Source organism: Phenylobacterium sp., assembly GCF_020402505.1.
Taxonomy (GTDB): Bacteria; Pseudomonadota; Alphaproteobacteria; order Caulobacterales; family Caulobacteraceae; genus Phenylobacterium.
In genome coordinates, this window is record NZ_JADBZL010000144.1 from 1 (window position 1) to 13,639 (window position 13,639).

14 protein-coding genes and 1 tRNA gene are annotated in these 13,639 nt (G+C 64.7%); 4 read left to right on the forward strand and 11 right to left on the reverse strand.

All coding sequences use genetic code 11. From position 1 onward, the window contains the following. The coding region (locus IM632_RS10330; protein WP_296521780.1) for an MFS transporter at positions 1 to 1,269 on the reverse strand (1,269 nt) is incomplete at its 3' end. A gap of 121 nt (positions 1,270 to 1,390) precedes the next feature. On the opposite strand from IM632_RS10330, the gene IM632_RS10335 reads away from it, so the two are divergent. Next, positions 1,391 to 1,480, forward strand: a tRNA-Ser gene (locus IM632_RS10335). Positions 1,481 to 2,039: 559 nt separating this feature from the next. Next, positions 2,040 to 3,926 carry an ABC transporter ATP-binding protein gene (locus tag IM632_RS10340; protein WP_363278740.1) on the forward strand — a complete coding sequence of 629 codons (1,887 nt, stop codon included), beginning with the start codon at positions 2,040 to 2,042 and terminating at the stop codon, positions 3,924 to 3,926. A gap of 519 nt (positions 3,927 to 4,445) precedes the next feature. Here IM632_RS10340 and IM632_RS10345 read toward each other — a convergent pair. The 6 genes from IM632_RS10345 to IM632_RS10370 all read right to left on the reverse strand — a co-directional run bounded on the left by IM632_RS10345 (position 4,446) and on the right by IM632_RS10370 (position 7,054). After that, positions 4,446 to 4,910 carry a GNAT family N-acetyltransferase gene (locus IM632_RS10345; protein WP_296497588.1) on the reverse strand — a complete coding sequence of 155 codons (465 nt, stop codon included), beginning with the start codon at positions 4,908 to 4,910 and terminating at the stop codon, positions 4,446 to 4,448. A gap of 20 nt (positions 4,911 to 4,930) precedes the next feature. After that, positions 4,931 to 5,311, reverse strand: coding sequence for a DUF4345 family protein (locus IM632_RS10350; protein WP_296497586.1), 381 nt, complete (start codon positions 5,309 to 5,311; stop codon positions 4,931 to 4,933). Further along, positions 5,312 to 5,680, reverse strand: coding sequence for a hypothetical protein (locus tag IM632_RS10355; RefSeq protein WP_293528085.1), 369 nt, complete (start codon positions 5,678 to 5,680; stop codon positions 5,312 to 5,314). Then, positions 5,677 to 5,976 carry a hypothetical protein gene (locus IM632_RS10360; protein ID WP_296497583.1) on the reverse strand — a complete coding sequence of 100 codons (300 nt, stop codon included), beginning with the start codon at positions 5,974 to 5,976 and terminating at the stop codon, positions 5,677 to 5,679. Before IM632_RS10360 ends, IM632_RS10355 begins: the two co-directional genes overlap by 4 nt. A 101-nt stretch (positions 5,977 to 6,077) precedes the next feature. Then, on the reverse strand, positions 6,078 to 6,527 hold the full coding sequence (locus tag IM632_RS10365) for an MAPEG family protein (protein WP_293528083.1): 450 nt from the start codon (positions 6,525 to 6,527) through the stop codon (positions 6,078 to 6,080). After that, the gene (locus tag IM632_RS10370; protein WP_296497580.1) at positions 6,524 to 7,054 is read right to left on the reverse strand and encodes a nuclear transport factor 2 family protein; all 531 of its coding nucleotides are present in this window, start codon (positions 7,052 to 7,054) and stop codon (positions 6,524 to 6,526) included. Before IM632_RS10370 ends, IM632_RS10365 begins: the two co-directional genes overlap by 4 nt. Before the next feature lie 90 nt (positions 7,055 to 7,144). On the opposite strand from IM632_RS10370, the gene IM632_RS10375 reads away from it, so the two are divergent. Next, positions 7,145 to 7,849 (forward strand): GntR family transcriptional regulator, encoded by a 705-nt coding sequence (locus tag IM632_RS10375; protein WP_293528081.1) that lies wholly within the window; start codon positions 7,145 to 7,147, stop codon positions 7,847 to 7,849. Between the two features lie 177 nt (positions 7,850 to 8,026). Continuing rightward, on the forward strand, positions 8,027 to 8,197 hold the full coding sequence (locus tag IM632_RS10380; protein ID WP_296497578.1) for a hypothetical protein: 171 nt from the start codon (positions 8,027 to 8,029) through the stop codon (positions 8,195 to 8,197). Positions 8,198 to 8,581: 384 nt separating this feature from the next. Here IM632_RS10380 and IM632_RS10385 read toward each other — a convergent pair whose 3' ends face one another. From IM632_RS10385 to IM632_RS10400, 4 genes are all read right to left on the reverse strand, one after another. After that, positions 8,582 to 9,358, reverse strand: coding sequence for a M48 family metallopeptidase (locus IM632_RS10385; protein WP_296552308.1), 777 nt, complete (start codon positions 9,356 to 9,358; stop codon positions 8,582 to 8,584). A 256-nt stretch (positions 9,359 to 9,614) separates the two neighbouring features. Further along, positions 9,615 to 10,058, reverse strand: coding sequence for a hypothetical protein (locus IM632_RS10390; RefSeq protein ID WP_296497572.1), 444 nt, complete (start codon positions 10,056 to 10,058; stop codon positions 9,615 to 9,617). A 244-nt stretch (positions 10,059 to 10,302) separates the two neighbouring features. Continuing rightward, on the reverse strand, positions 10,303 to 11,724 hold the full coding sequence (locus IM632_RS10395) for an MFS transporter (protein ID WP_296484819.1): 1,422 nt from the start codon (positions 11,722 to 11,724) through the stop codon (positions 10,303 to 10,305). A gap of 165 nt (positions 11,725 to 11,889) precedes the next feature. Further along, complete coding sequence (locus IM632_RS10400; protein ID WP_296484816.1) at positions 11,890 to 13,380, reverse strand: DASS family sodium-coupled anion symporter; 1,491 nt, start codon at positions 13,378 to 13,380, stop codon at positions 11,890 to 11,892. Between the last annotated feature and the right edge of the window lie 259 nt (positions 13,381 to 13,639).

A 13,639-nucleotide genomic window follows, 5' to 3' on the forward strand; every position in this document is an offset into this window, starting at 1 on the left:
GTAGAAGGCGGGGATGGCGACCAGAGACGCAGCGGTCATGACCAGCATCATGTCGGTGATCGGCCGGTCGCGGCCGGCGGCGGCGAAGGCGTCGATCATGAAACCGCCCACCGTGGTCGAGACCCCCAGGCCCACCACGTTCACCCCCATGATGAAGAGGGCCACCGCCGAGGCCCGCACCTTGGCCGGCGCCAGCTCCTGGATGGTGGAATAGGCGCCGCCGTACATGGCCGCCAGCTGGAAGATGCCCGAGCCTATGCCCAGCCAGAAGATCAGGCCGTCATGGTCTGTGAGGCGGTAGAGAAACTGCAGGGGCGTCATGACGATCAGGATGATCACGATCAGCATGGAGCGGCCCTGGCCGGTCTTCTTCAGCCACCAGTCGCCCAGGGCCCCGCCGATGATGTTCCCGGCCACGCCGACGGTGGCGTACATCAGGGCCACCTTCATGAAGAGCGGACCTGTCTCGAGGCCGAGCTCTTCCTTCCACCAGATGGTGTCGAACTGGGCGGCGCCGACGGCGAGGTGCACGCCGATGCCGCCGAGGATGGTGAGGACCAGGGCCGGTGAGCGCTTGAGGGCGGCCATGAGCTCCGGCAAGAGGCTGAGCATGCCCTTGACGGCCTTGACGGCCCCCTGCCCGCCGTGCGGCGACGGCGGCCGGGTCTCCCGGAAGGTCGCCAGCCAGACGGCGAGGAAGAGGCCGAGGAAGCCGATCAGCAGGAAACAGTTGCGCCATCCGATCAGCGGGCCGAGGACGGCGGCGACGAAAAAGGCCAGCCCCGAGCCCAGGGGCACCCCCGCATAGTAGAAGCCCGAGGCGAACCCGAGCTGGCGGGCGGGGAACCTGTCCGCGATCATCGACAGGGCCGTGGGCGTCAGGGTGGATTCGCCCACCCCGATCAGCACCCGGGGCACGGCGAGGGAGACAAAGCCCTTGGCGAGGCCCGAGGCGGCGGTGAGCAGGCTCCAGAGGCCCACCCCGAAGGCGGCGAAGCGGGGCCGGTGCACCGCATCCGCCACCAGACCCATGAAGGGGCTGAGGAGGCCATAGAGCAGGGTGAACATGATGCCGGTGAGAAGGCCGAACTGGCCGTTGGTCAGGCCCAGGTCCGCCTTGATCTCGTTGCCGAAGGTCGGCAGGAGCTGGCGGTCGAGGATGTTCAGGATGTTCAGCACCATCATGAACACCAGGAAGGCGTAGGCGCTTCCCGTCGCCTTCTCAACGCCGTTGCCGGCGCCGCCGGCGGTGTCTGCGCCAGGTCCCATTCGATCTCCTCCCCGGAGTCTGTTCTGTGGCCCACAGCTTGGACGGCGAAGGGCCGAAGTGTCCAGCACCCATCTCGCGCGTCTGGCGGGCCCCGCCCGCCCCTGCTATAGCCGCCCCGCCGGAAGGGTGGCCGAGTGGTTTAAGGCAGCGGTCTTGAAAACCGCCGTGGGTGAAAGCCCACCGTGGGTTCGAATCCCACCCCTTCCGCCACTCCCCTGTCGCGAACCTGCAAACTGGCGACCGCAGGTGCGCAAAGCCCCCAGTCGTCGCTCCATTCTCCCGGCGCCGTTCAAACCTCGGAAACTGGGGCAAGGGGCCAAAGCGGTCTCTGAACGCAATTTGTCTCTGATCACCCGAACCTTGCCCTCGGCAGTTCGGGTTCAAAAGGGTCCGCATCTACAGCGCTTTCGGCTGATAAATGGTCCGGAAGTTCGTGGGCGATACTCCACCCGATGCGCAGTTAGAGAAACAGAAGTGGAGTCCCTTTGGTGACTCCTTGGCGCGGGTCCGCTTGTTGGCCCGGACCCCAAACAGGAGACACGACCCTGAGCCGACGTTCGTCACAACCCCTTGAGGCTCGCTCAGAAGCTTCCTACGGCTGAGATGGCTTCCGGGCGGCGCCATTGAAGCGTCAGGGTATCTGCAGTATTGGTTAAGAGATCGCCCGTAGGCCGGGTGCCCACCACTCGCTGGGAGCGTAAGATGAGAAACTTCACGTCCAACCCGAAAGGAATTCCTACTCATCATCAGGACATGAAGCTCTATGTTTATGCGAACCCGGAGGACGCATGCGCGGCAAGACGCTGGCCGTAGCGCCCCTCCTTCCAGCACCTTCGGCGACGGTTCTACGGCCGACGCCTTTCGTTTCTCCGATCTCTTCCATCTGACGCGTCGGCCCGACAGCGAGACGCCGCTTGCCGTCGCGCGGATCAGACGGTTCCTCTCCTACTACCGGCCGCACATTCCGCTGCTCCTAGCGGACTTGGCTTGCGCCGTGATCGTGGCCATCACCGCCTTGGCCCTGCCGCTCTGCGCCCACCAGGTCACTCGACAGCTAGCTGCTCTAAACAACGTGCCGGCGGCCCTGGCCGGCATTTACGCCGTGGGCGGATTGATGCTGGCCCTACTGGCGGTCCAGGCGGTGAGCACCCTGTTCGTCGACTATCAGGGCCATGTCATGGGAGCGAAGATGGAGAGCGCCCTAAGGCGTGATGTGTTCGAACACTGCCAGAAGCTGTCATTCGGCTTTTACGACCGCATACGGGTCGGGCAGTTGATGAGCAGGATAACCAACGACCTTTTCTCGCTAGGGGAGCTCTACCATCACGGGCCCGAGGATCTCGCCATCTCCATCCTGAAGTTTGCCGGCGCGACCCTGATACTTGCGCAGCTGGATGGACCGCTCACCGTCCTGGTCGTGGTCGTAATCCCTTTCGCCGTCGCCTACTCGCTGCACTACAGCGGCCGAATGAATCGCGCCCTGAAGCTCAGCCGGGCGCAGATCGGGGCGATCAATGAGCGGGTGGAGGATTCCCTGGCGGGCATCCGGGTGGTGAAGTCGTTCGCCAACGAAGACTTGGAGAACCGTCGGTTCGAAGCGGAAAACGCGAGGTTCCTGGAGAGCCGGCGCGCCGGTTATTGGAGCGAGGCCTTTTTCTCAGTGGGCACCACCACCTTTCCTCAGTTGATCACAGTGGCGGTAATCGTTGTGGGTGCCTTGCGGGTCGCCCAGGCTAAGCTCGAGGTGGGCGACATGCTCACCTTCCTGCTCTGCGTGGCGGTCCTGGTGGACCCGGTGCAGCGGCTGGCGAACTTCGTGCGCCTTTGGCAGCAAGGTCGTACCGGGTTCGACCGTGTGATGGAGATCCTCGAGACCGTGCCGGACATCCAGGACCGGCCCGGCGCCGTCACAATTGCGCGCGCGCGGGGGTCTATCAGCTTCCGCAATGTCGGCTTCCGCTACGACGAAGACGGGCCGCACGTGCTGCGGGACCTCAACCTAGATATCCGGGTCGGCGAATTCGTGGCCCTGGTCGGGCCCTCAGGGGTGGGAAAGAGCACCCTGTGCGCCCTCATCCCGCGCTTCTACGAGGCGCGCACAGGCGCGATTCTGGTGGACGGAACGGACGTGCGGGACATCCGGTTGGACTCGCTGCGACGAAACATCGGAGTGGTACAGCAGGACGTCTATCTGTTCGCCGGCACGGTGGCGGAGAACATCCTCTATGGCCGACCCGAGGCGACTGCGGCTGAGGTCGCATCGGCCGCAAAGGCGGCCTTTGCCGACGAGTTCATTCGGGCCCTGCCGAACGGCTACGACACCGACATCGGCCAGCGCGGGGTAAAGCTCTCCGGCGGCCAGAAGCAGAGGCTGACCATCGCCCGGGCCTTCCTGAAGGATCCGCCGATCCTGATCTTCGACGAGGCGACCTCCGCCCTCGACAACGAGAGCGAACGCGCTGTGCAATCGGCCCTCGCGGAGCTGGCGCGGCGACGCACCACGCTGGTGATTGCGCACCGCCTCTCGACCGTGCGCAACGCTGACCGCATTCTGGTGCTCACAGAGCAGGGGGTCGTCGAGCAGGGCGACCACGATTCTTTGATCGCAGCTAACGGCGCTTACGCCGGGCTCTACCGGATGCAGGCGAGCCTGTAGGCCAACAGCATGAAGAAAGGGAGTTCGCCATCAGGCTCTCTTCACCACCACTCCCCTGTCGCGAACCTGCAATCGGGCGACCGCAGGCGCGCAAAGCCCCCGGTCGTCGCGCCATTTTCCAGGCGCCTTCCAAACCTCGGAGACAGGGGCAAGGGGCCAAGGCGGTCTCTGAACGCAATTTGTGTCTGATCACCCGAACCTTGCCCTCGGCAGTTCAGGTTCAAAAGGGTCCGCATCTACAGCGTTTTCGGCTGATAAGTGGTCCGGAAGTTCGTGGGCGATATTCCACCCGATGCGCAGTTAGAGAAACAGAAGTGGAGTCCCTTTGGTGACTCCTTGGCGCGGGTCCGCTTGTTGGCCCGGACCCCAAACGGGAGACACGACCCGTTGCGGGCGATCAAGATGTCACCGCCGAATGGCTGCTTCCACCAGGATCTGACGTCTGCTCCCTCAATGCCACCGGTCCTCAAGGCGCCAGGTACAGGTGCGCGCGACGGTGCGATGGCGGACCCTTAGCCTTTAGCCTGGGATCGCAATGCGATACTGGACGAACCCGGATCGCGTGGCGACGCCATCATAGAGACGCATGGCGCGCGTGTTCGTCTCATGCGTGAGCCAATGGATGTAATCCGCCCCATACTCGGCTGCGGCATCGACTACATGCGCGATCAGCGCGCGACCGGCGCCAGTGCCGCGACTGCCCTCATCGACATACAGATCCTGAAGGTAGCAGCTGTCTGCTGAACTCCAGCACGTCGCATGGCGAATATGGTGGACCAAACCGATGGCCTCGCCATTGTCATTACGGGCGATTGCACCATGGATGGGTTCTGCGGGATCGAGTAGGCGCGACCATGTCGAGGCGTGGATCGCTTCCGTCAACTCCACCGCATAGAAGCGTTGATACGCGCCCCAGAGTCGACGCCAATCTTGCTCATCCGCTTGGATCAAAGGGGTGATGTTTACAGGATAAGCAACTGTCATCGCGACGCATTCTCCTGGAATCAGCCGACGAAAACACCAGCCGCGAGCAGCAACGCAAGCGCGACTTCGAGGCCAGCAAACACGGCTGGCAACCGCCCGATGCGTCGGTCGAGCACCGCCGACACCAGCCGACCCAGCGCCATGCCAAGCGATACAACGGCCAGCGAAAGCAGGATTCCCGTGGCATTCGGCGCGCCGGACAAGCTACAGGCGACGAGTCCGGCCACGGCAAGCGGAAACCCGCCATAGACGGCACGCACCTCGTTGCGCGCGTCGACCCCCTCAGCAGCCACTCCGAAGCCGGCAAGCAGATTTGCCGGTCGTGCAAGAGCTGTCAGACCAAGGGCCAGATAGAACAGCCCCGCCAGCGCCGGGGCAATGGTTGCGAGCCAAACTGACATCTACCCCCCCCGCACTGGCGCAAACGCAAGCCAGGCCGCGATCACTAGGAACGGCAAACCCGCAAGATCGGCAATGGCTATCTGACGCAGCGCCGCTGGTTGCCCGGCGGCCGCATAAAGCCACAGAAAGGAGATCATGCTGATCGCAACCACGACACTTGCCAATGGTCGCACCTCGGAACGAAGCGCCGCCCAGACGCAGATGAGCAGCACACACAGGAACAGCGCGGCCCGGTGATGCAGCAACAGGAAAGACGCGCTTCCCGATGGGACGCCGTAAAGCTTACTGATCATCGAAGGACGAAACAGCGCAAGCGCAGGCAACAAATGGATGAGGCCAAGCGCGCCCCAGCAGATTGCAGCGATCACCGGGATAGCCCTCTTCCGGGTTTGGGGTCATAGTCTGTCAATCGCCAGGCCAGTGTTACGGCCAAGAACGCCGGTGCAATCACCGCGATGAAATCAAAGGCGGCAATCGCATCGAGCGGAAAGCCTCGGTGCGACCAGATCTGGATATGAAACAGGGCGTGAAGGAAGGGCCAACCGGCGCCGGCGAAGGCGAGGCTGCGATTTCGGCGCCGGGCTCCAAAGGTGGCCGCAACGCCAGATGCGACGAATGCGAGGCCGACATCCCGGATGAAATGGACGCTGTAGGGCCCCATCATGGCAAGGCCTGGTGTCCGTTCGTAGAACCCGTGCGGGTCCGCGAAGATCCAAATCCCAGTCGCCAACCAAAGCAGTCCGACAATTATGAGCAAACCGCGGGTCACAACGCGAGCACTGCGGCCATTGCGCGAGCGATGATGATGATCAGCGCCACCCAAGACAATGTGAACAGCATGAATCGAAGAGCGACGCGGTTGATCGTCGCCTGCACGAGCGAATGTGCAACGCGGAGCCCGACAAAGCTCCAACTGCAGGCCACATGGACAGGGTCTGCGACGCCGAGGACAACGATGCCGAGTGCGACGGCATAAAAGACGGTCGGCGCTTCGGTAAGGTTGTTGTAGTTGTCAGCGACACGCTCAGCCGAGGCCGGCAATTTGCCCCGGAGATTTGCTGTATGAGCCGCCGCTTGCGGATCGAGGCCAGCCCGCCGCATGGCAGGCAGGCGGGTTGCATACACCCATAGCATCATCGTCGCCGTCAGCGCGGCCAGGACAAACACGGATAGCAGAATGCTCGCAGCTTCAGCGGTCACGTTGGCCGGGTTCATTTCGGCGCCTGCATGGCATCGGCGGTCAGGCTGTTGGTCCGGATCGTGTCGACGTCCAGGAAGGTCACCTTTTCGCTGACAAGCCCATCACGAAAGCGGATGACGTCGATCGCCGGCACGACATAGGGCTCTGCAGTCGGGACATAGCGGACACGGCCCAGCACGAATGGTGCGGGCGGGTTCATGGCGATCCTGTACTCGATAACAACAAAGTCCGGGCCGAACTCGACCTTGGTCACGGTCGACGCATAACCTGGATTGTCGCGAAGGATACGAGCGAAGCGCTCGCGTACGGCTTGCCGCCCGGTCTGGGGCATCTCGCCGGCAATTCGCAGGTCAAACACTGTGTCGGGCGTGTGAAGGGCAGCGATGCGGTCCGGCGCACGACTGCCCCATGCGGCGGCATAGTTGGCCACAAGTTGCTGCATTGTAGCTGACGCTCGCTCAGTCTGGGCTGCGGCGGGCTGGGAGATAACGGCCGCTAAGGCCAGAGCCGCCACCAACACAATTTTTCGTCCAAACGCCATGCCGCCCTCCAAGAGTTGGCTAAACCTGTTGTATTCCCTGTGACATGTCAATAGTATGTTAGGAGCGAATTCGGCTTGGAGGAAGGCAATATGGCCGCAACGGTCCCGACGAAGCCCGGCGGCGCGCCGGATTCGACCCGCCAAAGCGACGCAGCCTTTGCCCTGTTGAAGTCCGAAATCATCGCCTGCCGATTGGCGCCGAGCAGCAGCTTTTCAGAGGCGGCCTTGTCGCTGCGCTTCGGATTGGCCAAGGCGGCCACACGGTCTGCATTGACGCGGCTTGGCGAACTGCGGCTTGTGATGCCGGTTGCCCGGCATGGCTATACGGTCGCGCCCGTTACCGTACAGTCGATCCGCGAGCTGTTCGAAGTCCGTCTGATTGCCGAACCGAAGGCTGCCGCCTTGGCGGCGGGAAGGATCGACGTCATAGCGCTACGCCGGCTCAACAAGGCGCCACAAGAAGCACGGACTGCCGATGAAAGGCTCGCCTTTGTGGCCGCGAATCGCGCCTTCCACCGCGCCATCGCCAGAGCAACGGGCAATACCCGACTGTATGACATTCTCGACACATTGGCGGACGAAGGCGAGCGCCTAGTACATCTTGGCTTGTTTGGACCCGGCTCGGGCGAACAGGACCGCGCCGCGGCGGATGATGGCCACGAAGCGCTCATCGCAGCGCTGGAGGCGTCCGATCCGATCGCGGCCGAACGAGCAGCGGCTGCCCATGTCGAGCACGCTCGCGAACTCGCCCTGGCCCGTGTTTTGTCGGGCACCGCCAGTATTCCACTCAACTGAAACCGGGCGAGCCTCTGGTCGGCGCCCCGATGCTGCCCACGGCAGGTCGGAAACGGCCGTCAGGTCCTTGACCGACACCGCCTGCGGGCGCCCCTGCAGCCACAGCTTCTAGAGAACAGCCGGGGCCAAACAGGCCAGCTTGCTCATCCGGCCGATGTCGCGGTCGGAGACATCTTCATGATGGGCCAAGTCGAGATGGGTGATCGCCTGCCCGGATTCCAGCTTTCGCTGCCAGCTCCTGAAGCGGCTTCACCATCTCCCAGCCCGCAAAGTGCGGAGCCGGTTTGGGAAAACCTAGTCACATCGGGTGGTTTTCCGGCTTCGCTCAAGGCGCTGAAAAATCTGTGACAAGAATTAACCTTCAGGCTCTCTTCCACCAACACGCCCCTGTCGCGAACCTGCAAACTGGCGACCGCAGGTGCGCAAAGCCCCCGGTCGTCGCGCCATTTTCCAGGCGCCTTCCAAACCTCGGAGACAGGGGCAAGGGGCCAAGGCGGTCTCTGAACGCAATTTGTCTCTGATCACCCGAACCTTGCCCTCGGCAGTTCGGGTTCAAAAGGGTCCGCATCTACAGCGTTTTCGGCTGCTGAATGGCGCCGCAATATGGGTCCTGACGCCGCTGATGGCGCCGGTGATGGCGGCGATCAGCGACAGCGAGCCTGCGCCAAGCCATCCCGATCCCGCAGGAGATCAGGCCCGCACTGGACGCCGCCCGAGGTGAGGCCTTCGCGACTAGCCGTTTGCGACCGCAGCCTCGAGCGCTTCTATACGCCGACCATCGGCCGGATGGGTCGAGAGAACTTCAGGGGGCCGACCCTGGCTGCGCGCCGCCCGCGCCATTCGCTCCCAGAAGGTCACCGCCGCTGCGGGGTCCATGCCGGCCTTACGCATCAGGTCGACACCGATGCGGTCGGCCTCGAGCTCCTGACGTCGGGCGTAGGGCAGGATCACGCCGAACTGGGCGCCGAGGCCCAAAGCCGCGCCCACCTCGTCGGCGAACCGGGCGTTTTCGCCGCTCAACATCACCAGCTGGGCCAGGGTGACCCCGGCCTGCGCCGCTAACTGATGGCTGACCCGCTCGGCCGGATGGCGCGCCAGGATATGCCCGATCTCATGGCCCAGAACGGAGGCAACCTCATCATCGCTGCGCGCCAGGTCCAGCAGCCCCCTGAAGAAGCCCACCCGTCCATTGGGCAGCACGAAGGCGTTGAGCTCCGGCGACTCCAGCACCGTGAAGGACCATTTCAGGTCGGGCCGGTTTGCGGCCAGCGTCAGAGGCCGACCGATCCGGGCCAACCGCGCCTGAACGTCGGGGTCGCGGACGGGCGGCGCCTGCGCGACGATCTTGGCCCAGGGCGCATCGGCCATCTCTGCAAGCTGGCTGTCAGACACCAACACCAGCTGTCGCCGGCCCGTCGCGGCGTTCTCGTTGCACCCCGTCAGGCTGACCGCCGCCAAGCCCGCCAGAAGACCGCGTCGGGACAGCCGCGCATCACAGAAGCCGCACATCGGCCAACCTCAGCAGATGAACTTCGACAGGTCCGCGTGCGCGCCAGATCGCTGATGCGCTCAGGGTCTCGGCGTTCTTCATGTCCGCCCAGGAGCTGTCAAGGCGATAGGCCTCCCCGCGTGTGGAAGGTGACAGGGTCGGCATTGTCAGGCAAACAACAAGATGTCTCCAGGGGGGTGCTGGCAACTGGGGACGGCCCCTGCCCTGCAAGCGTGAAGATGGGTCGACGTCGAGATCTGTCCAACCGCGCATTTGTCATGTCTGGAAACCATGTTCCGTCCCCTCTCCCGCCCTTTCCAGTTCGCGTGCGTGACGGATGAACTCACTGTCGCAGGAAAGCCGGTTGGCGATCTTGCCGCCCGGGTCGATGACCCGCCAGAAGGGCGTGACCGACCCGACGGGCAGTCCCCGGGCCAGGTCCTGAAGCGCCGCCTCGGCGACGACCTTCAGGTAGATCGCCGTGGTGACCGGGCAGGTCGCTGTCGCCCCGTTCTTCCGGGCCAGTTCATGGCGCATCCGCTCGATGGACCGGGTCTCCCCGGCAGGCACGCGGGAGATGTCGTTGGCGATCACGCCGGGTGAGGCGATGTACAGGACCGCACCGGCCCGGATGCCCGCAAAGTCGGTATGCAGGACAACGGTCCTGGGGGGCTTGGCTGTATCGAACCGCTTGCGCCAGTCGGTGGGCTTGCGGGGCATGGTCTAGCTCGCCCCCCGCTGTCGTCTGGCGACCTCTGCGGCCAGGTCATCGAGACCTTGAATGACGTCTTGGTGCGTTTCGCGCATGTCCCGGAGGGGCGCGGTTGACGCCCAAATCGGGGGCGTCCTCATCGCTTCTGCACCGCCAGACCAGGGCACCGGAAAGACTCGGGAGCGGAAGCTTCGGTAGCGGACAGCGCCAGACCGGTCGGCCGGCGCCCCCGAGGTCAGGTGGGCGCGGCCATCACGGCCGACCTGAAGGGCCGAGGTCGACGCCGGTCAGGGCTTCGGCGGCAGCGCCGGGGTCCGTCTCGCTGACATCGAGGAGATCGAGCTGGCGGCGGATCTCGGCATGGCGCGAGGCCGTCAGCTTGTAGCCGATGAAGCAGGCGCCGGCGGCCATCACAAAGATGATCGGGCCGACAACGTAGGCCAGCTCCAGGCCCCGGATGGCTTCCGGCGTGTTGGTGACCCCGGCGCCCACCTTGTATCCGACCATGGCCAGGACGTTGAAGGTGAGAAAGATCGCCCCCGCCGTGGCCAGCTTCGATGTGGCCGTGAGGCCGGCATAGATCAGGCCCATCCATTCCCGCCCGCTGTCGAGCCGGAGCTCGTCGGCGATGTCGGCCGCGATGGCCCGCATCATGACCGTGAAGCCCGCCGCCATGGCGCCGACCAGGAACATCAGCACGGAAAAGATCGGGAAGTCGCCCTTGGGCAGGAAGGGCAGACACATCAGGCCGACGGAATAGACGGTGGTCGTCACCAGGAAGGCGATGTGCTTGCTGATCCTGTTGGCGAGCCAGGCGGCGAAGGGTGCGCCGGCGAACCCGGCCACGACATAGATCAGCAGCAGCAGATTGGCGGCCGCCGTGTCGAAGCCCCGGCTATCCTTGAAGTAGAACAGATAGAGCGCGGCCATCCAGCCCGGGCCGAGGGTGACCAAGAGGTCAGCGGCCAGCAGGCGGATCACGTTTCCACGGGTGAGGAGCTGTGCGTAGTCCTTGAGCGTGAACTTGGCGGGCCGATCCTGGATGATGCGTTCGGGCGTGGAAAAGACCACCAGCAGGCATGTGATCGCCGTGCTGGCGATGACGAACCAGATCATCGCCTGCACGCCCTCGGCGTCGGTAAATCCCTGCTGGCTCATGACGATCGGGATCAGCAGCACGGCCACGGCGCCGATGACCCCCAGACCTGTGATGGCCCCGAAGATCCGGGAGCGCTCCGTATAGGTGGGGGCAAGTCGTCCGGCCCAGGCGAGGTGCGAGAGCAGGACGCCCGAATAGCCGAGGTACATGACCAGAAGCCAGAAGCCCAGGTAAAGGGGGCCGTCCTCGGCGCCGGTCATCAAGAGCATGAAGAAGCCCAGCATCAGAACGGGCGCGCCGAGCGCCAGCCAGATACGATAGCGGCCGAAGCGGGTCTTGGTCCGATCCATCGCCAGGCCCATGGCCGTGTCGATGGGAATATCAATGAATCTGACCAGGGCGAACACGGTGCCGACGAGGGCCAGGGACAGGCCGAGTTCGGCGGCGAAATAGCGCGGCAGGTGAACTGTGGCGGCGATGCCGAGCGCACCTATGGGAACGGCCGCACTGGCGAAGACCAGGGCCCGCGGCAAGGAAATCTGACCGCCCGAAGGGCCGGACTGGGATTGCGACACCTGAACTCTACTCCCCTGACAATCACGTCGTCTGACCCGACGCTGCAGGAAGGGAGTTAGGCGCGAGCCGGGCCGCCTCCGCAAGGGGATTTCTGTGGCGGAAGGACCTGATCAGCGCACCCGGCCGCCCTGCATTCCGGCGCCTGCGGGCGCCCTTTGCCGGGGTCAGCCCAGGACGCTCCTCGCCAGGAGGGCGTTCACCGCCGTGATCGCCGCTATGCCCGCGGCGTTCAGAAGGAACCCCTTCCACAACATGGTCCGCAGCGAGGGCAGCCCCGTGGCGAAAGCAATGGCGTTGGCGGCCGTGGCGATCGGGAGCATGAACCCCAGGCTTGCGGTCAGGGTTACGGGAAAGACCAGCAAAAGCGGGTTGATCTCAAGAGCGACGGCGAGAGCGGCGACAATGGGCAGCATGGCCGTCAGCGTCGCGACATTCGACATCATTTCTGTCGCGATCAGGGTAATCAGCAGGAGAACGACGAGGATCAGCAGCGGATGATATCCCTGCAGCCCCTGCATCGCCAGGCCCAGCCACTGCGACAGGCCGGTGCTGTCCATGGCCGCCGCGATCGACAGGCCGCCGCCGAAGAGAACGACAATGCCCCAGGGAATGCGTTCTGCGCTCGACCAGTCCAGCAGGCGGGGTCGTTCCGGGTCTCCGGACGGCAGAAGAAACAGCAGGAGCGCGCCGGCGATCGCCACGCCCATGTCGCTTAGTCTTTCCAGCCCGGGAATCTTCACCAGAACCAGTTCCCGCAGCAGCCAGGCGGACGCGACCGCGACGAACACCATCAGAACCCGCTTTTCCGCGGGGCTGGCGGGGCCCAGCGCTTCGCGGGCCCGCCGCAGCACGTCACGCCCCCTCGCCACGTCCTCTGCGGTTGCGCTCACCAGGCCACGGGTGACGATGAACCACAGGAGGGGCAGGAGGATGGCGACTACCGGGATCCCGAGCATCATCCACTGGACAAAGGAGAGCGCCACGCCGCGATCATCCAGGAACGCCATGGCGATGACATTGGTGGGAGACCCGACGGGCGTGCCCATGCCGCCAATGGACGCCGCATAGGCCACGCCCAGGACGAGCGCGACGCCTAGCCGGGGATCTCGGTGGCCATGGTCGGCCATGGCGCGAGCGACGGCGACGGCGATCGGCGTCAGCATCAGGGCTGTGGCCGTATTGGAAATCCACAGGGACAAGAGCCCCGCCGCCAGGATGAAGCCCGCAACCAGAGCGGTCGGGCGGGCGCCCACCGCACCGGCCACAGTCAGGGCGATCCTGGCGTGCAGGCCCCAGCGTTCGATGGCCGCAGCCAGCATGAAGCCGCCGATGAACAGGTAGAGCACCGGGTCGGCATAGGGCTTGGCCGCTTCGGCGGCGTTCGTTGCGCCGGTCAGTGGCAGGGCGATGAGCGGGATCAGCGCCGTGGCGGCGATCGGGACCGCCTCGGTCACCCACCAGACCAGCATCAGGGCCATGATCGAGACGACCCACCAGGCCTGGACAGACAACCCCTCGGGTGCGCCCGCGAGCTGGAGTCCGATCGCGATCGCCGGGCCGAGGACGAGCCCCAGCCTGCGCCCGGTCGCACCCAACCCCCCGCCCTCCCCGGTTCCTCCGGCGGCGTCTGCTTGACTGGCTGGGCTGCTGGACATGCTCGACCTTCTCCCCACCTCCCCAGTTAGCAGATCGTGGGAGGCTGTCAGCCGGATGTTGGGGCGCAATCTGCGAGACGTTGCGACTGCCGGCCCGTTCGACCCCTGGGTTGGCGTCGCCAGTGGTCGTTCTGGCGACCTGGCCCCCGAAGCACTGAGTTGACGGAAGTTGCAATCCGTCGGCCTGGTCTGGGCTTCCCCAGGAGATTTGCACCTTCTTCTGAGGTCGACCAAGCATCCGAGCGCCCTGGTCTTCGCC